Genomic DNA, 17563 nt, shown 5'->3' on the forward strand with positions numbered 1-17563 from the left:
AATGACCTTGATAGACAATATGTCCATCAAGGCCATTCACGGGGGAGTAAAAAAATTATACGAAAAAAGTGGTTATTAAACTAATTTATATTAAATGTGGTTTGCTACTTCAAAGGCATCCCAAATACCATACATGATATTTGAAACCTGTCTAGCATCACCAAGGAGATAAACTTCGTCAAGCTCGTTCTTATACTGGTTGTAAAGAGTGTTCTCGCTAGCATAACCAACACAAAGAACTACGCTATCTGCATTAAGTTCCTTTGTCTCTTCTCCAACAGTAGCTGTAAGTACGCCATTGTTGAATCCAGTAACACGAGCACCTGTAACAACATCGATGCCGTTGAAAGGAATAAGCTTTTCAAGCATTTCTTTGTTTGCTGAACAAAGTGGTCCGTTCACTGCCATAAGCTTATCAAGTGCCTCAACGATTGTTACCTTCTTGCCCTTCTGTGCAAGATCAAGGGCAAGCTCGCAACCTACAAGTCCACCACCAACAACGATAACATTGTTGCCAGCTTCCCTCTGTCCAAGAAGTACCTGCTCTGCTGAGTAAACCTTCTCATCATCGCCAAGTGAGAACATCTTTGGACGAGAACCTGTAGCCATGATAACTGCATCAAAACTCTTGTCGAGAATTTCCTTCTCTGTAGCCTTTGTGTTAAGGTGAACCTCCACACCAAGACGTGTCATTTCATCCTCATACCACTTAGCAAGGGCGATATCGTCCTCCTTGAATGCAGGAGCACCACCAGGGATAAGATTTCCACCAAGGCGTCCTGCTGCCTCGTAAAGAACTGGCTCATGTCCTCTTTCTGCAAGTACACGTGCAGCCTCGCAACCTGCTACACCACCACCTACAACAAGAACTCTCTTCTTCTTTACGATTGGGTTGTATGTGTTAAGTCTTTCCTTACCGGCCTGTGGGTTAACAGCACAGTTGATAAGTGAGTATGTCTGGATACGTCCCATACAGCCTTCCTGACAGCTGATACATGGACGAATCTGGCTAAGCTTGTTTGTACGAATCTTGTTTACGATATCTGGATCTGCAAGTGTTGGACGACCAAGTGAAATCATGTCGCAGATATCATTGTTTAAGCATTCAAGTGCTGTATCTGGATTGTCAACACGACCTGCCATAATAACAGGGATGTTTACGTGCTCCTTTGTAATCTTTGCAAATTCCTTATATGGAGCCTTTTCCATATACATTGGTGGGTGATTCCACCACCATGCATCGTATGTTCCTGCATCTACATCAAGTGCATCATAACCATACTTCTCAAGAAGCTTTGCAGCCTCGATACCTTCCTCGATGTCACGTCCCTTCTCTTCGAATTCCTCGCCTGGAAGAGCACCTTCTCTGAAGTCCTTAATCATAGACTTAAGTGAGAATCTCATTGCAACTGGGAAATCCCATCCACAAGTCTTTGCGATTTCCTCACGGATTTCCTTAGCAAAACGAAGTCTGTTCTCTAAGCTTCCGCCGTACTCATCATTTCTCTGATTGAAGAATGAAATAGCAAACTGATCAATAAGGTATCCTTCGTGAACAGCATGGATTTCAACACCATCGAAACCAGCGCGCTTTGCATTGTATGCGCCTTTACCAAAGGTTTCTACAATACCATGAATCTCCTCTACAGTAAGTGGACGACATGTTTTGTCTAACCATCTGTGAGGCACTGCCGATGCAGAAACAGGTGGAAATTCACCTAAGTTTGTAGGGATAGTAACACGTCCGAATCCACCTGACATCTGTAAGAAAATCTTTGAGCCATAAGCATGTACACGCTCTGTCATCTCACGGCTAGTTCTTACGAACTGAACTGGGTTGTATGTTGAGTTTGGTGTGTTAGGGAATGAAGGCTTCTCTACCTCTGTATCAGAGAAAGTTACACCTGTAATGATAAGACCGATGCCACCCTGTGCACGTCTTGTGTAGTAATCAATACCTCTGTCATTCCATCCACCTTCGCAATCTCCAAGACCAAGTGGTCCCATTGGAGCCATTGCGTAACGGTTCTTAATTTCGAGCTTGCCAATTTTAATAGGCTCGAAAAGTCCTTGATACTTCAATTTATTTCCTCCTTTTACATTTAACAATTAATTTGCCGGCACATTGTTAAATTTTTATCATCTATGTCTATATTTTAACCATTAAATGTAACAAAGGCCATCAACATACAGTTGATGGCCTTTATCAAAAAGGATACTATTAATTTTCGTCTTCAATTTCCTCAAGGAAATCTTCTACATTGTAGAGCTCTCCCTCTACCTTATCTACGTAGATATTACCGTCTAAGTGATCGATTTCATGAAGAAGTGCTCTTGCCATAAGCTCCTCACCTTCCACGATAATCTCTTCCATATCTTCGTTTAATGCCTTTACTTTTGCATAATTTGGACGAGTTACGATTCCAGTCTTACCTGGAACTGAAAGACATCCCTCGCTGCCAGTCTGCTCGCCAGATGTTTCAAGAACCTCTGGGTTGATAAGAACAACTGGGCCCTCACCTATATCGATAACGCAGATACGACGAAGAACGCCAACCTGTGGTGCAGCAAGACCTACACCGTCTGCATCATACATTGTATCAAGCATGTCCTCGATAAGTGTCTTAAGACGTGGTGTAAGCTCCTTTACTGGCTTACATTTCTTAAGTAAAACATCGTCTTTACCATATTCTCTAATTTCTAAAAGTGCCATAATAATTCCTTTCTAAAATCCTGTTATATTGTAGATATCGGATCAAAATCAAACCATGTAGAGGTATTTCTGTATTGCTTTTGCTGCAATAAGAATGCCTCGATAGTATCTTTTACATTAACAAGCCTATCGTATTCGTCGGCCTTTACGTAGATTACCCTACGGTAAACGTCCTTTAGCTTTCCAATATAGGCGTCCTCTGGCCCCATGATAATGATGTTTGAATCCGCCTGTCTGATGATATCTGCTAGAATATCTGCCTGTTTGATAGCATCCTGCTGCTTGTCGCAGCTAACTTGTATGCCCAAAATATGTGAGCATGGTGGGTATGAAAGCAAGCGTCTGTATGCATACTCCTGACTATAGAAGCTGTCATAATCCTGGTTTGCAGAGGCAACTACTGCGTAGTTATCAGGCTGATATGTCTGTATAACAGCTATGCCTGGCTCCGAACCTCTACCAGCTCGTCCTACTGCCTGGGTCAGCAGCTGGAATGTACGCTCCCCACTGTGATAATCGCTTTCATTAAGAGATATATCTGCTGCTATTATACCAACTAAAGTGACGTTTGCAAAATCGTGACCTTTGACAATCATCTGTGTACCTATCAAAACATCTGCCTCATGTGCTGCAAATGCTGATAGGATTTCCTCGTGACCATCCTTGCCTTTTGTGGTGTCGGCATCCATTCGAAGTACCCTGGCTGTAGGGAACAGTTCCTTTACGATTTCCTCAAGGCGCTGAGTACCAGCCTTGAAACTGCCGATATATTTGCTGCCGCAGCTTGGACAAGTCTTTGCTGCCACTGTTGTGTAACCGCAATAGTGACATTTCATCTTGCCACCTGCATGTAAATGAAGGGCAACATCGCAATGTGGACATTTTAACACATGGCCGCAGGCCCTACAAGAAACAAAGCCCATAAGCCCACGTCTATTTAAGAACAGCATAATCTGCTGATGCTTGTTCAATCTATCTGCCATCAATTCCTGCAATCTGCGACTAAGCATAGAACGATTGCCAGACTGAAGCTCCGCCCTAAGGTCCACTATCTCGCAATAGGCCATATCCTGCCCCATCGCTCTGGAATGAAGAGTAATAAGCTGATATTCTCCAGTCTGTGTGCGACTGTATGCCTCAAGACTAGGGGTAGCGGAACCTAGAATCACAGTAGCACCTGCAAGCTTTGCACGGTACACTGCAGTTTCTCTAGCGTGATATCTAGGGATGACTTCGGATTTGTAGCTTGGCTCGTGCTCCTCGTCAATTATAATCAATCCAAGATTAGCAAATGGTGTGAATAGCGCAGAACGAGGTCCTACCATAATGCTGATTTCCCCTGATTTAGCTCTTTCGAACTGATCGAAACGCTCTCCTGGAGACATTCTACTGTTCAAAATACTTACTTTATCACCAAACCTGGTGTAAAATCGCATAACTGTCTGGTATGTAAGGGCGATTTCCGGAATGAGGACAATTACCTGCTGTCCCATGGAAATCACATGCTCCATAACATCCATGTATACTTCTGTTTTGCCTGAGCCTGTAACACCATGGATAAGATATGTCTTTCTTCGACCTGTATCTATATCTGCTTTGATTGTTTCTGCAGCGGCTTCCTGCTCCTCATTTAAAACGATGTGCTTTTGATTTGCGTCCTTGTTGATATGAGGGTTTCTGAATGTTCTAACGGATTCAACCTTAACAATTCCCTTAGATTCTAAATCCCTGATATTTGACGATGGAATCTGAAGCTTTTTTGTAGCAAGCTCCCAGTCAAGAACATCCACCTCAAGAAGCTCTCTCAAAAGGCGTTCTTTTCCCACTGCATGATTCTTTTTGGTAAGAATCTGTGTCAACTCAATCTGGGCCTGTTCAATTGAAATATTAAGGCTGATTTCTTTCTTTAGCTTTTCGTTTTCCTTTTTCTTAATAGGAATAACTGTCTTTAACGCCTGATTCATAGTAGAACCATAATTCTTTTTAAGAAATGCAGCCAAAGAAATAAGCTGAGACTCTATGGCAATGCTATCTTTTAGCACTCTTGCAATAGGCTTCAGCTTTGTAACATCAAACTCCGGCTTGTTGTGCAATCCCACCACATATCCTGTGATGGCGCGATTGCCCTGTCCAAATGGAATTACTACCTGAACACCCTCAGTTACTTGATTTTCAAGCTCTGTAGGCACTATATATTCAAATGTCTTATCCAATCTCTCATGAGAGATATCAATAATTATATCCGCATATTTCATGGAAACAATTTTAACATAACTAGTTTATTTTTGAAACGAGTGTGATATAATTAGACGATTTAGTTATCAGGAAATTAATTTAAATAGGGAGGATTTCCAATGCGTCATCTAATGAGCCCTCTAGATTTTTCTAGAGAGGAACTAGAGCAGCTAATGGACCTGGCGGAGGATATTAAAAATCATCCAGACTCGTATTCCGAGAAATGCCACGGCAAAAAGCTTGCTACATGTTTCTACGAACCAAGCACACGTACACGACTATCTTTTGAGGCTGCCATGCTTAATCTTGGTGGTTCAGTCCTTGGTTTCTCTTCAGCTGATTCTTCTTCAGCAGCCAAAGGCGAAAGTGTTTCCGACACCATTCGCGTCATTTCTTCTTACGCAGATATTTGCGCTATGCGTCATCCTAAAGAAGGCGCTCCACTCGTTGCTTCTCAGCGATCACTTATTCCAGTTATTAACGCAGGAGACGGCGGTCATCAGCATCCCACTCAAACACTTACAGATTTATTTACTATCCGCTCTTTACGTGGAGAAATCAAAGATCTTACTATCGGACTTTGCGGTGATTTAAAATTTGGCCGTACTGTTCATTCTCTTATCAATGCGTTAGTACGTTATCCTGGAATCAAATTCGTACTAATTTCACCTGAAGAACTCAAAGTTCCTGAGTATATTCGCGAAGATGTTTTAGAAAAAAATGGATATGAGTACAAAGAAGTTGATTCTTTAGACGATGTTATGGGAGAGCTGGATATTCTCTACATGACACGTGTACAGAAGGAACGTTTCTTCAACGAAGAAGACTACATCCGCTTGAAGGATTTCTTCATCCTTACACCAGAAAAGATGAAGCTTGCAAAAGAAAATATGATGGTTCTTCATCCACTTCCACGAGTTAATGAAATCTCTGTAGACGTTGACGATGATCCACGAGCTATGTATTTCACTCAAGCTAAATACGGAGTATTCATCCGAATGGCTTTAATACTTACTCTTTTGGAATTAGTATAGGAGGATAATATGCTAAATATAAGTGGAATTCACCAGGGATTCGTGCTTGATCATATCAAGGCAGGCGAATCCATGACAATTTACCGCGACCTTCATTTGGATAACCTTGGCAGCGATTGCACTATCGCCATGATTATGAATGCCAAGTCCAACAAAATGGGCCGCAAAGACATTATAAAAATAGAATGTCCAATCGAACGTGTCGATTTAGACATTCTTGGATTTATTGATCACAACATCACCTGCAACATTATTAAAGATGACGTTATTGTAGAAAAGAGACAGCTAACGCTACCTCACGAAATAAAAAATGTAATCTCTTGCAAAAACCCACGTTGCATCAGCACCGTTGAGCAAGAGCTAGACCAAATCTTCATACTCACTGATGAGGAGCGTGAAATCTATCGCTGCAAATACTGCGAAGAGAAATACGTAGGTCTTAAATAATACTAAAAATCTAGAAGGTCCCTAGTTACGACTACAAGCCTGATGAGTTCTACGCTCAACAACATGTTTCGCTTTAGAACTATCAGAGCTTGATGTCTACTAGGGACCTTCTTATTTTTCTCTAACCTACGTGTATTTATTTAGTTGGTGCAGCAGCTGCAGCTGGAGCTGAAGCTACTACTACACCATTTGCATCTGTCTGATACAAAGTTGTTCCGATCTGGATTGTCTGATTGATTACAAGCTTTCCATCAAGTCCAAAGAGGTAATCACTTCCACCAATCTTTACTGTCTGACCAGCGATAAGCATTCCATCTGAACCTGCATAGTAAACACTACCATCGGCTGCGTTTATAAGACCTGTTGCCATCTTTCCATCAGCTCCAAAGTAGTAAGCTGCTGTTCCGATTGTCTGTAAGCCTGTAAGCATCTTTCCGTCTGCTCCGAAGTAGTATGTTGCACCACCGATTGTGATGAGACCTACCTGCATCTGTCCTGCTTCGTTGAAGTAGTACATAGAACCATCAACTGCTACAAGACCTGATACTCTGTGAGCATCTGAAGGATCGCAGTAGTATGTGCCTGTTGCATCTGTCCACCATCCCTTGTACATCTTTCCGTTGTCGTTAGGATTGAACATGTATGTAAGACCATTAACTGTTACCCAGCCTACCTGCTGTAAGCCCTGCTCGTTAAAGTAGTACATATCCTTACCAATTACAGCAAGACCAACAAGCATGTGTCCGTCTGTTGTATCTAAGTAACGTGTACCAACTGTAGGATCTGTCCACCATCCTGTGTAGAGCGCACCGTTTGCAAGTGGATCAAAGAAGAATGTGCTTCCGCCAAGCTCTAACCAACCTGTCTGAAGCTGTGAAGCCTCATTGAAGTAATAAATTGCCTTGTCAATTGTTGTAAGACCAACTGCTGCATTAGCTGTACCAGGTGTGAAGTAGTATGTACCTGTACCTGCTGGATCTACATACCAACCTGTTGTAACAATACCTGTTGTCTCATCTGTATGATACTTAACTCCTGCAATATCTACCCAACCAAACTGCTTACGGTAGTTGTTGAAGAAGTAAACATTTCCTGCGCCTAAATCAAGAAGACCTGCTGCTGGAATGAATGCTGTGTAGTCCTTCTGTGCTACGTTCATATCTACACGGCCGCTGATACCTGCAACTGCTCCGCTTGATGAATACTGCCAAATAGCCCATCCAGCAATATCATTGTGATCTGAATACTGAGCAATCCACTTATCATAAGCAAGTGCTGATGTAAAGTGTGCCTTGTAGAAGTTTGTGTATGTGTAAAGCATTGGTGTGTAACCAGCCTGAGCGATTACACTACAGAATGCATTTGCCATTGCTGTACATGTATTAGCATCAATACCCTTCTGAGTTGCATCTTCGAAATCGAATGCTACTGGGAAGTTGATGTTGTATGGCTCAATCCACTGAAGAACAAGATTTGCTTCCTGGATAGCAGCCTCAACTGTTGTTGCATATGAATAAATATATACACCTGTACGAATACCTACAGCCTGAGCTCCTGCTACATTAGCTGCGAAATAAGGATCAACACCACTCTTTGTGCTTCCTACCTTAATGAATGTATATGTAACTCCTGACTGAGCAACTGCTGCCCAGTTAATTGCCCCCTGATACTTTGATACATCGATACCCTGTGCACCAGCTGCATTTGCAGTGATTGGTGTGGATACTGTCATCACTACAGCAAGCATCAATGCTGCAAGTGACTTAAACACTTTTGAAGCTTTAAATTTTCTCACTTCACTGACCTCCTAAATATAACTAGAAATATAATATCATAATAATTTGTATTATTTAACTGATAAATACAAATATTTTACATCTGATGACGTACTACCTTGTACTCATCTCCATTAACAAAATATGGGCATTCACTGTAATGACCTGTTACCAATCTAACATAATCATCCTCATCCATATCCATTTCGCAATAATATTGCTCATCCTCTTCGTCCCATACGAAATTGTTACAATATTCGCAGGCAGTACTACCAGATTTTTTTACCTTACTATTACTAGCCATCTAATAAAACCTCCTACTAGAACAGCCACAAGTATTGTTCCTAGCATTATTGCATACATGTATTCCTGATGTTTCTTGCCCCAGGCAGAATTCATTACAGCCATATAAAGCCCAAGGCCAACAAGAATAGCTACAACATTTATCAACATATTAACTGTTTCCATTAAGCTGTCACTCCTATAAATGCACCAAGACCAAGTGTACATAAAACACCGATGATGATTCCGGCTAAAGCCACACCGCAGATTACTGCAAGGATTGAAGACTTAAAGTCCATATCAAGGATTGATGCTGCAAGTGTACCTGTCCAAGCTCCTGTACCTGGAAGTGGAATACCAACAAACAATAACAATGCTACAAAAAGTCCTCTACCGGCCTTTTCCTGAAGCTTCTTGCCACCCTTTTCACCTTTTTCAAGGCAGAAAGTAAAGAAACCACCGATAACCGGCTTATCCTTGCCCCACTCAAGTACCTTTCTTGCGAAGAAGTAAATGATTGGTACAGGAATCATGTTTCCAATGGCAATAAGAATATAAGCTAAAAGTAAATTGAAGCTTGGATCTGCTGCCTTAAATCCATAGGCAAATGGAATAGCCCCTCTAAGCTCAATAAGTGGAACCATTGATACAAAAAATACTGTTAAATACTTGATCATTAAATCTAAACTCCTTTTAATATCTTTTCTAATTCATCTATAAATACTTGCATCTCTTTATCTGTTCCAATAGAAATACGCAAGTAATTTGATATACGCTGTGGTTTTGAGAAGTAGCGCACATAAATACCACGCTTTTTAAGCTCTTCAAAAATAACTGAAGCCTCCACAGATTCATGCTTTGCAAAAATAAAATTGCTTTTTGAATCTGGGAATGTAAATCCAAGCTTCTTTAGCTGAGCCTTTGTCCATTCTCTTGTGGAAATAACAGCATCAAGCTTTTCCTTGAAATAACTGTCATCCTCGATTGAAGCAACCCCTGCTTGCAGTGTGATTGTATCCATTGTGTATGAATTAAATGAGAACTTACAATCTGATAAATACTTAATAAGCTGCTTCGAACCAATAGCATAGCCAATACGGTTTCCTGCCATAGCTCTTGATTTAGAAAATGTACGAACTACCAAAACATTATCGTATTTACGAACCAAGTCTATAGCAGACTTCGAACCAAAATCCACATAAGCCTCATCTATAATCACAACACACTCAGGATGTGCCTTAACAATGTCCTCGAAAAATGAAACAGGCTCTGCTATTCCTGTAGGTGCATTAGGATTAGGAATAACTATTCCTCCGCAAGGCGTGTCATAATCGCTTTTTATAATTTTAAAATCCTCATCAAGTGCTTTAGTCTCAAATGGAATTCTAAAAAGTGATGCCCAAACATCATAAAACGAATAGGTAATGTCTGGGAAAAAAATTGGTTTATCTGAATTGAAAAATGTAAGAAAGCTCATTGCAAGAACATCGTCTGAGCCTACTCCTACAAAAACATTTTCCTCATCAAATCCATGATATTTAGCCAACGCCGAAATCAGTGACTGACATCCTGGGTCCGGGTATTTTCTAAGAGAATCCAATTCTATTTTAGAAATAGCTTTACCCACCAAAGGACTTGGTGGGTATGGATTTTCATTTGTGTTTAGCTTAATTACCTTAGTTTTAGGCTGCTCGCCTGGAGTGTAAGGTACTACCTCTCTAACATTACTCTTCCAATTAGCCATATTTTGCCTCGCTATCGTGCACTATTGAACAACGCCTGTATCTGTACCGCCAGCCTGAGCTGCTGCAGCCGCTTCTGCGGCAGCCTGTAACTTCAATGTCTGAAGTGTAAGCTCTGCGTTAACAAGATCCTGATAATTTGAAACCTGTGCCTTCTGCTCTTCTGTTAAAGCTTCGTACTGTGCTCTAGCTTCAGCAATCTGAGGTTCAGACTCAAGTGTAACTGTCTCAATTTCTGCGATAAGCTCTGATACCTTAACCTGTGGATTCTGGATAAGGTAGTTTTCTTCCTCTGTGTCGCCAGTGTAGAAAACAATAACAGGCCAACCAGCTTCTACTATATTGTAGATTTGCTCTGCAGCGGAAAGTGGAAGGTTAACGCATCCGTGGCTTCCGCCTGTTTTATAAATTGTGCCACCAAAGCTTGAGCGCCATGTTGCGTCGTGAAGGCCCTCGCCCATGTTGAATGGCATCCAGTAATTAACATGTGATTCGTAGTTGTCACCCTTAAGTGTAGCATCTGTCTGCTTGTAAGCAATTGGGTATACACCTGTGTGAGTTCCATGGTTTGCTGAAATCTTACCTGATACACAATCTGTATCAAATACCATTTCACCATCCTTATAAACATACACATGCTGTTCTGTAAGGTTAACTTCTACATAGGAATTGCCATAATCGTGTTCGCCATGGCTTGTTCCGTAGTAAAGATAAGTGAAGTCACGAGTAACATCCTCGCCCCCTTCAAGATCAGCAATGATTGCATCGATTTCGCCATCATATGCTATTCTCCAACCGAATGAACCTGCTGGAACTTCTATTGTCTCACCTGAAGTGGTTGTGAATTCCTTTTTCTTGCCATAAGTGTTGTACTTATCTCCCATTGAGTTAACGTACTCACCAATAGCATCTCTATCGAAAGAAACATTAAAGCTGTCATCCCATGTGAACCATGTAGCCTTTGTATCAGCAGGGATTTCTTCTGTAATGCCCTCGCCTAAATCATAATGGATATCTGTATCCATGTAATTGTTTAAAACATCAACTGCCTTTTGAATATTAGCATCAGATGCTAGAACATTTGGCTTTTCATAGCATGTGCCATCTGCAAGATTAATCTCAGTTTGAAGATTCTCAACTGCATAGATGATTGCTTCCTCTACGCCTTCTTCTGTGATTTTATCTCCGTATACTTCATCAACAATCACAAACTTTTCGCCATCAAACTGGATAGTGGCATCCTGAGATTCTGTTGTGGATGATTGATTGCTGAAGTCAAGACTGCTGGCTACCGCTGTGACCTTTGCTGAATCATATGAGTTGCCTGTAGCTGTGTAGTACTCAGCTGGGGCAAACAAACGAAGTACCCAGTTAAAACCTGTCTGAGAATCAAGAAGTGTCTGAACCTCTGATTCGTCGTAGTTAACTCCTACTCCTAATTCACTTGAACTGACTTCGTTGATAACATTTCCATCAGCGTCAATAAATGAAATAGTGTATTTATCAGCGCTGTTGATGATTTTGTCGTATGTGCTTTGAGCTGTTCTAAATGAAGCACCAACGCCATTAACCTTACTTCTGATATAGAAGTGATTTCTAAAGAACAAGCTTCCTGCCAAATATATTATTAAAATAATACCAAGAATTATTCCAAGTCTGATTCTTTTTGCTCTGTAATAACTTGGTGGATAAATCTTTTTGCGACCTTTTGCTTTCATTGTGCATAATCCTCTAAAAATGATAATAAATCTCCGTGTGTTAGTTTACAGGAAATCAGCAAATAAAAACAACTAAACTTTTATCTAATAGGGCGCAATTATTTGACTAATTCCTCCTAAAGCTCTTGAGCTCTTCAATTGTAAACTCATATGCCTCATTACAGAACTGACACTTAACCTCTACTGGCTTGCCATCTGCAATGATTTCGTCCATATCCTCCTTGCCGAGTGATGCAAGACTTTTTACAACTCTATCTCTTGAGCAATCACACTTGTATGCTGCTGGATATGTTTCCTTAATCTCAACATCTAATCCTGCAAGAACAATCTGGAGCATCTCCTCTGGTGTCTTACCACTTGAAAGCATATCTGTAACTGAAGGAAGAGTCTTTAAATTCTCCTCAAGCTGAGTAATAACTTCCTCTGGAGTAAAAGGCATAAGCTGAACAATAAATCCACCTGCACAATTTACTGTATTGTCCTTATTCATAAGAACGCCAAGTCCTACTGATGATGGAATCTGCTCTGAAACTGCATAATAGTATGTAAGGTCCTCTGCGATTTCACCAGTCTGAAGCTCAACAGTACCAACATATGGCTCCTTGAGGCCCATATCCTTGATAACCCTCATAATACCAAGGTCAATTGCTCCGCCTACATCAAGCTTTCCATTCTTTGGTGGCAAATCAACTACTGATACATTAGGAAATCCCTTAACCTCACCCTTGCTGTTGGATGTAACTGTGATTCCCTTCATTGGACCACTTCCTTGAATCTGAAGTGTAACCAAATCATCCTCGCCTTTAAGCATAACGCCCATCATAGAGCCTGCTGAAAGCATTCTTCCAAGGGCTGCTGTAACGATTGGTGATGTATTATGACGAGTTCTGGCCTCTTCAACTAAATCCTTACTTGTAATTGCAAATGCTCTAACTGCGTCATTTGCTGCTGTTGCTCTAACTATATAATCTTTCATTTTGTAACCTCTCTTGCTATAAAATACAATCTATCACTATCTTCTGTAGGTGCTTCCATTTTGGAAACATCAAGCACCTGAAGAAGTTCTAAGCCACTTTCTTCAATGGCAGCCTTCACTTCATCGACGGTAAACGCATGCTGCATATGTTCTTCCTCGAATCTGTCAAAAGTGCCCTCTTCATTTTCTTCATAAATGGTCAGGTAATAATAATTGTCTCTGGTGTCAGGATTGTATTCATTTTCCCAAATGAAGCTTCCTTCTTCGCGGTTTTCCGCAATCGTACCAGTTCCTAGTTTTTTATAGTAGCTGTCTGTTTTCATATCAAATATGAAAAGACCTTTAGGATCAAGATAATTATTTGCCAGTTTACAAACCTGAAGCAGCTCATCTGTGTCCGCAAGATAATTCATGCTATCGCAAAGGCTGATTACTGCTCCTACCGTTCCGTATAATTCGAAGGAACGCATATCCTGACATAGATAAAGGATTCCATCGGAATCCTCCTGACTCATAGCCTCCATAAGCATATCGTAGGAGACATCGATACCAATCATATCGTAGCCCATTTCCTTAAGGCGTCTTGTCATCTGTCCTGTACCACAGCCCAAATCGCATACGATTTCCATTGGCATATTATATTTTTCAAATAGTACTTTTATATTTTGTGCCCAATCATCATATGGAATATTGTCCATATATCTATCGTAGACTGTGGCAAAGCCTGTATAAGCTTCCATCCTGTTATACCCTCTTAGATAAAAAGCTTGTTATCTTTCTGATAACATCAAAATCATTTTGAATTTCTTCAACCTTGAGACGATTCTCCTCCGAGAATCCCACAAGTATATCATGGTTGGCCTCAGCCAAATAGTCCATAATACCGTCAATATCACTTTTGATATTCTTTGGACACTTGATATAGTGTCTCTTTCCTGCAGTAATGTGCAATGTATAAGTAATAGAGAAATGATGCCATAAAAACTTGTGCATTGTTGAATACTTGTAAATCCAAATTATAGCATCAATTGGAACAATGGCAACACCATAGCTACTTGTTTCAATAAAATAATGCTCTGTAATAAACATATCCTCTGTTGCAAGCTGTGGTAATGTAGCAAGCTCCTCCTCAGCTTCCTCGAGTATTTCTGCTGGCTTGCCGTAAGCTCTTGTTTTCTGAACTGGCAAAGACAACACCGGAAATGCAATATACAAACTGTATACTATGATTGATGCAACACTGTATAGACCAAAAATCGTGTAGAAAAACTGGAAGGCCTCTGCCGAAGGTCCTGTAGCATCTGGCTCAGAAATAGTGTATGTAGAAACTGTAGAAAGAATGCCCTCCTCGCTCCAATTCAAATCACTAGCCAAGTTTGCTAGAAGGTTTCTAGCTGCCTCAGAATCATAAAGGATTTCTCCTTTTATGGTAAGTTCTTCAATAGTTGGTGAGCCCTGCTCACAAGTATCAGGATCCAGAAGCACTATAACACACTCAGAATTAATCATAGTGTAATAATAGTAGCCTCTGGTTCTATCCAACCATTTGCTGGTATATCCTGTAAAATATAAATTCTTTAAATCAAATTTTGCGTAGTTTTCACCATCATTATACATTTCGTATAAGCTGATAGAATCCTCACTGTATGTCTTAGGGAAAAGCATATGTCCTATTGGGAAAATGAAGGTTACCGCAATAAGAATCACCAAAAAGACAATAGGAGCATATAGCTTACTTTTATAATATGTCTTTATTGACCTTGTTATTAAATGCTCCAAAGAATCCATAACTACTCCATTTTACCTTTATTTGTGTGCTTCAAGCCACTGATAGATATCTTCGTAAACCTGCTCTCTATCAAGCTCATTTAATATTTCGTGTCTGTCACCCCTATATAATTTCAGAGTAACATCCTTTATGCCTGCAGCTTTAAAAGCATCTGCTGCAGCTGTTGTACCTTTGCCCATATTTCCAACTGGATCCTCGTCTCCGGATACAACTAAAAGTGGTAAAGTCTTGCGCATCTTTTCTACACAAGCCTTTGTTCCAACATATTTTGTAGCTTCTACTAAGCCCTTATATGCATTCAAAGAGAATGTGAATGTACAATATTTATCATGGTAGTACTTTTCAACGCTCTGAATGTTTTTAGAAAGCCATGAATTAGCATAATCGTTTCCGTAGCAATCATACTGCTTGTAAGGTGCAGAATATGTCATATCTCTTACAAATGTGCTTCGGTAATTTTTGCCTTTTAAAAGTGAAAGAACAGCAATAACAGCAAGACCGCCATTACATGTGCCTGCAGATTCCTGACCTGTACCCATAATAACAGCACCAGTAAGCTCTTCCAAATAAGCAGTTTTATCAGATAAGAACTTACGAAGCATATATGAACCCATAGAATGTCCTAAAATGAAATAAGGAAGATTAGGATATTCCTTTTTTGTCTTTGCATAATGAGTATAGATATCCTCTACCATATCGTCAGCAGGATGCTTGCCTGTCATGATACCAAGCTCTTCATCCTTTGTAACAGACTGACCATGACCAATGTGATCATGACCTACAACGACGTATCCCTTTGATGCAAGGAATGTAGCGAATTCATCATATCTTTCAATATATTCAACCATGCCGTGAACAAGCTGTAAAACAGCTACTGGCTCTCTGTCTGGAAGCCACTTTCTACAATGTATTACAGAATGTCCATCCTTTGAAACAAATGTATAAGTCTCCTGGTTTCCCATAAATATATCCCCCTTATATTTGCATTTATATTGATTCTAAATGATTTAACAGCGAGATTCAATAAATCACACGCAATCTATTGAAACTGTTCAATCATAATTTGTACACTGCGCTGGCCTCTAAATTCATTAATAGATGGCTCGTATACAATATCCATTTTAACGCCGGTATTTCTTCCTGAAAAGAGTCCTTGCCAGCTGGAATCTCCATATTTTTGGATAACAGCGTTTTCGAATTCAGGAACATTTCTAAACATAAGAGCTGTTATATTTTGGCCTTTTTCTGTAAGTAATGATAAGCGTAAATACTGACCTTCCTTACCAATATAAGCCGCCCTGGTTATAGGTATATTTTTCAAAGCAAACAATGGCTTTGTATTACCTGTACCAAATGGAGCAAGTAAGTCTATTGAATCTACAAGCTCCTCAGTGATGTACCCTAGAGGCATATCGCAATCAATATTAATAATTTCCTGCATATCATCATCTGTCAATTTGCAGTTTGCATTAAGTCTTTGGCGAAGCTCATCTATTTTTTCTGTTGGCAGGCTGACACCTGCTGCCATTGGATGTCCACCGAACTTTGTAAACACATCCTTAACTGCTGTAAGCTCCTCAAACATATTGTAAGCCGGAATTGAGCGGCCACTTCCCTTCGCTCCATCCTCAGCATCTGTAATCACAAGTACAGGCTTGCTGTAGCTTTCTCTAATACGTCCTGCCACAATACCAGCCAGGCTTTCGTGAAGCTCAGGAATGTACACTACTAGAACTCTATCATTTACAATGTCGGTAGTTTCGATAAGCTCTCTAGCTTTATCAATACCGGTTTGTGTCATTGCCTTTCGTTCCGCATTAAGTTCCACCAACTCATTTGCCATTGCAAGTGCTTTTGCCTGATTTTCCTCCATCAAAAGCTCTATTGCTTTAGCTGCAGTATCCAGACGGCCACTGGCGTTAAGGCATGGCCCAATTACAAACCCAAGATGATAGCAGCTCAATGGTTTTCCTGAAAGCTCCGTTCTAGCAATAAGAGCACTTAAGCCGATGTTGTCAGTAGTTTCAATTGCCTTGATTCCGTGATATACAGTTGAGCGATTTTCACCCTTTAATTCCATAACATCGCAAACCGTAGCAATGCTGGCAAACTGAAGAAACTTATCAGATTCTTCTTTTTCAATTCCAATGAACTCGTAAAGAACTTCCACAAGCTTCCATGCTACCTGTGCTCCACAGATTCCTTTAAATGGATACTGGCAATCCTCTCGCTTAGGATCGACCACAGCATCTGCATTAGGAAGAATTTGCTTTCTAGTAACTCCATCATCTGCCAATTCGAATGGCACCTCATGATGATCCGTTACAACAACTGTCATACCTAGTTCTTTCGCCAAATTGACTGCTGGAGCTGCTGCAATACCATTATCACAAGTAATAATGAATCTAACACCTTCATCATACGCTTTTTGAACCATATCTGGATTTATGCCATATCCATCAATCATTCGGTCAGGTACTGCATAGTCTACATCTCCCCCGGCCTCCTGAATAGCCCTGGTAAGAATGTATGTAGACATAATTCCATCTACATCATAATCACCTACAACGCGAATCTTTACTCCTTCATCAATAGCTTCAAGAAGTAGTTCGCAAGCATTATCCATATCAGCAAAAAGATGAGGGTCTGGGAAATTATTTAACGTAGGATGAAGATACTCATTCATCTCCTCATATGTTTTAAGACCGCGATTTACCATAAGACGCACAATAACAGGGTCCACATTTAATTTCGAACTTAAGCCTGCATAGTCTGCAGCTTTTCTTTGTAGAATCCATCTACTCATAACAATTTCTCTCCGTTAAAAAAATTCCGCGACTTCCGTCGCGGAA

The 17563-nt window shown here is 40.4% G+C and carries 16 protein-coding genes; 2 read left to right on the forward strand and 14 right to left on the reverse strand.

Features of this window, described 5'->3' with window-relative positions; all coding sequences use genetic code 11:
* Nucleotides 1–90 precede the first annotated feature (90 nt).
* The 3 genes from T375_RS10995 to priA all read right to left on the reverse strand — a co-directional run bounded on the left by T375_RS10995 (nt 91) and on the right by priA (nt 4968).
* The gene (locus tag T375_RS10995) at nt 91–2082 is read right to left on the reverse strand and encodes an oxidoreductase (protein ID WP_044938378.1); all 1992 of its coding nucleotides are present in this window, start codon (nt 2080–2082) and stop codon (nt 91–93) included.
* Nucleotides 2083–2221: 139 nt separating this feature from the next.
* The gene (gene def, locus T375_RS11000) at nt 2222–2713 is read right to left on the reverse strand and encodes a peptide deformylase (protein WP_044938381.1); all 492 of its coding nucleotides are present in this window, start codon (nt 2711–2713) and stop codon (nt 2222–2224) included.
* A gap of 23 nt (nt 2714–2736) precedes the next feature.
* Complete coding sequence (gene priA, locus T375_RS11005) at nt 2737–4968, reverse strand: replication restart helicase PriA (RefSeq protein WP_044938384.1); 2232 nt, start codon at nt 4966–4968, stop codon at nt 2737–2739.
* Nucleotides 4969–5067: 99 nt separating this feature from the next.
* Here priA and pyrB point away from each other — a divergent pair, with 99 nt between their 5' ends.
* Nucleotides 5068–5982, forward strand: coding sequence for an aspartate carbamoyltransferase (gene pyrB / locus T375_RS11010; protein WP_044938387.1), 915 nt, complete (start codon nt 5068–5070; stop codon nt 5980–5982).
* A 9-nt stretch (nt 5983–5991) separates the two neighbouring features.
* The gene (locus T375_RS11015) at nt 5992–6429 is read left to right on the forward strand and encodes an aspartate carbamoyltransferase regulatory subunit (RefSeq protein WP_044938390.1); all 438 of its coding nucleotides are present in this window, start codon (nt 5992–5994) and stop codon (nt 6427–6429) included.
* Nucleotides 6430–6565: 136 nt separating this feature from the next.
* Here T375_RS11015 and T375_RS11020 read toward each other — a convergent pair whose 3' ends face one another.
* From T375_RS11020 to recJ, 11 genes are all read right to left on the reverse strand, one after another.
* Nucleotides 6566–8224, reverse strand: coding sequence for a GH25 family lysozyme (locus tag T375_RS11020; protein WP_044938391.1), 1659 nt, complete (start codon nt 8222–8224; stop codon nt 6566–6568).
* Between the two features lie 77 nt (nt 8225–8301).
* Nucleotides 8302–8508, reverse strand: coding sequence for a DUF6472 family protein (locus T375_RS11025; protein WP_044938395.1), 207 nt, complete (start codon nt 8506–8508; stop codon nt 8302–8304).
* A complete protein-coding gene (locus tag T375_RS11030; RefSeq protein WP_033151491.1) occupies nt 8487–8672 on the reverse strand; it encodes a hypothetical protein in 186 nt (61 codons plus the stop codon). Before T375_RS11030 ends, T375_RS11025 begins: the two co-directional genes overlap by 22 nt.
* Nucleotides 8672–9163 carry a COG2426 family protein gene (locus tag T375_RS11035; RefSeq protein WP_033151492.1) on the reverse strand — a complete coding sequence of 164 codons (492 nt, stop codon included), beginning with the start codon at nt 9161–9163 and terminating at the stop codon, nt 8672–8674. Before T375_RS11035 ends, T375_RS11030 begins: the two co-directional genes overlap by 1 nt.
* Before the next feature lie 5 nt (nt 9164–9168).
* Complete coding sequence (gene hisC, locus T375_RS11040) at nt 9169–10230, reverse strand: histidinol-phosphate transaminase (protein ID WP_044938399.1); 1062 nt, start codon at nt 10228–10230, stop codon at nt 9169–9171.
* Nucleotides 10231–10251: 21 nt separating this feature from the next.
* Nucleotides 10252–11946, reverse strand: coding sequence for a L,D-transpeptidase family protein (locus tag T375_RS11045; protein WP_044938402.1), 1695 nt, complete (start codon nt 11944–11946; stop codon nt 10252–10254).
* A 106-nt stretch (nt 11947–12052) separates the two neighbouring features.
* On the reverse strand, nt 12053–12922 hold the full coding sequence (gene hslO / locus T375_RS11050) for an Hsp33 family molecular chaperone HslO (RefSeq protein WP_044938405.1): 870 nt from the start codon (nt 12920–12922) through the stop codon (nt 12053–12055).
* On the reverse strand, nt 12919–13662 hold the full coding sequence (locus tag T375_RS11055) for a class I SAM-dependent DNA methyltransferase (protein ID WP_044938407.1): 744 nt from the start codon (nt 13660–13662) through the stop codon (nt 12919–12921). The genes hslO and T375_RS11055 overlap by 4 nt, the downstream gene beginning before the upstream one ends.
* A gap of 4 nt (nt 13663–13666) precedes the next feature.
* Entirely contained in the window at nt 13667–14710 is a 1044-nt protein-coding gene (locus T375_RS11060) for a DUF6709 family protein (protein ID WP_044938411.1), read from the reverse strand.
* An 18-nt stretch (nt 14711–14728) separates the two neighbouring features.
* Nucleotides 14729–15673: an alpha/beta fold hydrolase gene (locus T375_RS11065; RefSeq protein WP_044938414.1), complete on the reverse strand. Its 945-nt coding sequence runs from the start codon at nt 15671–15673 to the stop codon at nt 14729–14731.
* A gap of 77 nt (nt 15674–15750) precedes the next feature.
* Entirely contained in the window at nt 15751–17517 is a 1767-nt protein-coding gene (recJ, locus tag T375_RS11070; protein WP_044938417.1) for a single-stranded-DNA-specific exonuclease RecJ, read from the reverse strand.
* Nucleotides 17518–17563 lie beyond the last annotated feature (46 nt).

This window comes from Pseudobutyrivibrio sp. LB2011, assembly GCF_000701765.1.
GTDB classification, from domain to species: domain Bacteria; phylum Bacillota; class Clostridia; order Lachnospirales; family Lachnospiraceae; genus Pseudobutyrivibrio; species Pseudobutyrivibrio ruminis.

What these genes read in the sequence shown, in the direction of transcription:
- T375_RS11045 (WP_044938402.1), bottom strand. Translation starts at nt 11,946, where the DNA reads ATGAAAGCAAAAGGTCGCAAAAAGATTTATCCACCAAGTTATTACAGA.
- T375_RS11015 (WP_044938390.1), top strand. Translation starts at nt 5,992, where the DNA reads ATGCTAAATATAAGTGGAATTCACCAGGGATTCGTGCTTGATCATATC.
- def (WP_044938381.1), bottom strand. Translation starts at nt 2,713, where the DNA reads ATGGCACTTTTAGAAATTAGAGAATATGGTAAAGACGATGTTTTACTT.
- recJ (WP_044938417.1), bottom strand. Translation starts at nt 17,517, where the DNA reads ATGAGTAGATGGATTCTACAAAGAAAAGCTGCAGACTATGCAGGCTTA.
- T375_RS11030 (WP_033151491.1), bottom strand. Translation starts at nt 8,672, where the DNA reads ATGGAAACAGTTAATATGTTGATAAATGTTGTAGCTATTCTTGTTGGC.
- priA (WP_044938384.1), bottom strand. Translation starts at nt 4,968, where the DNA reads ATGAAATATGCGGATATAATTATTGATATCTCTCATGAGAGATTGGAT.
- T375_RS11025 (WP_044938395.1), bottom strand. Translation starts at nt 8,508, where the DNA reads ATGGCTAGTAATAGTAAGGTAAAAAAATCTGGTAGTACTGCCTGCGAA.
- T375_RS11035 (WP_033151492.1), bottom strand. Translation starts at nt 9,163, where the DNA reads ATGATCAAGTATTTAACAGTATTTTTTGTATCAATGGTTCCACTTATT.
- hisC (WP_044938399.1), bottom strand. Translation starts at nt 10,230, where the DNA reads ATGGCTAATTGGAAGAGTAATGTTAGAGAGGTAGTACCTTACACTCCA.
- hslO (WP_044938405.1), bottom strand. Translation starts at nt 12,922, where the DNA reads ATGAAAGATTATATAGTTAGAGCAACAGCAGCAAATGACGCAGTTAGA.
- T375_RS11055 (WP_044938407.1), bottom strand. Translation starts at nt 13,662, where the DNA reads ATGGAAGCTTATACAGGCTTTGCCACAGTCTACGATAGATATATGGAC.
- T375_RS11060 (WP_044938411.1), bottom strand. Translation starts at nt 14,710, where the DNA reads ATGGATTCTTTGGAGCATTTAATAACAAGGTCAATAAAGACATATTAT.
- pyrB (WP_044938387.1), top strand. Translation starts at nt 5,068, where the DNA reads ATGCGTCATCTAATGAGCCCTCTAGATTTTTCTAGAGAGGAACTAGAG.
- T375_RS11065 (WP_044938414.1), bottom strand. Translation starts at nt 15,673, where the DNA reads ATGGGAAACCAGGAGACTTATACATTTGTTTCAAAGGATGGACATTCT.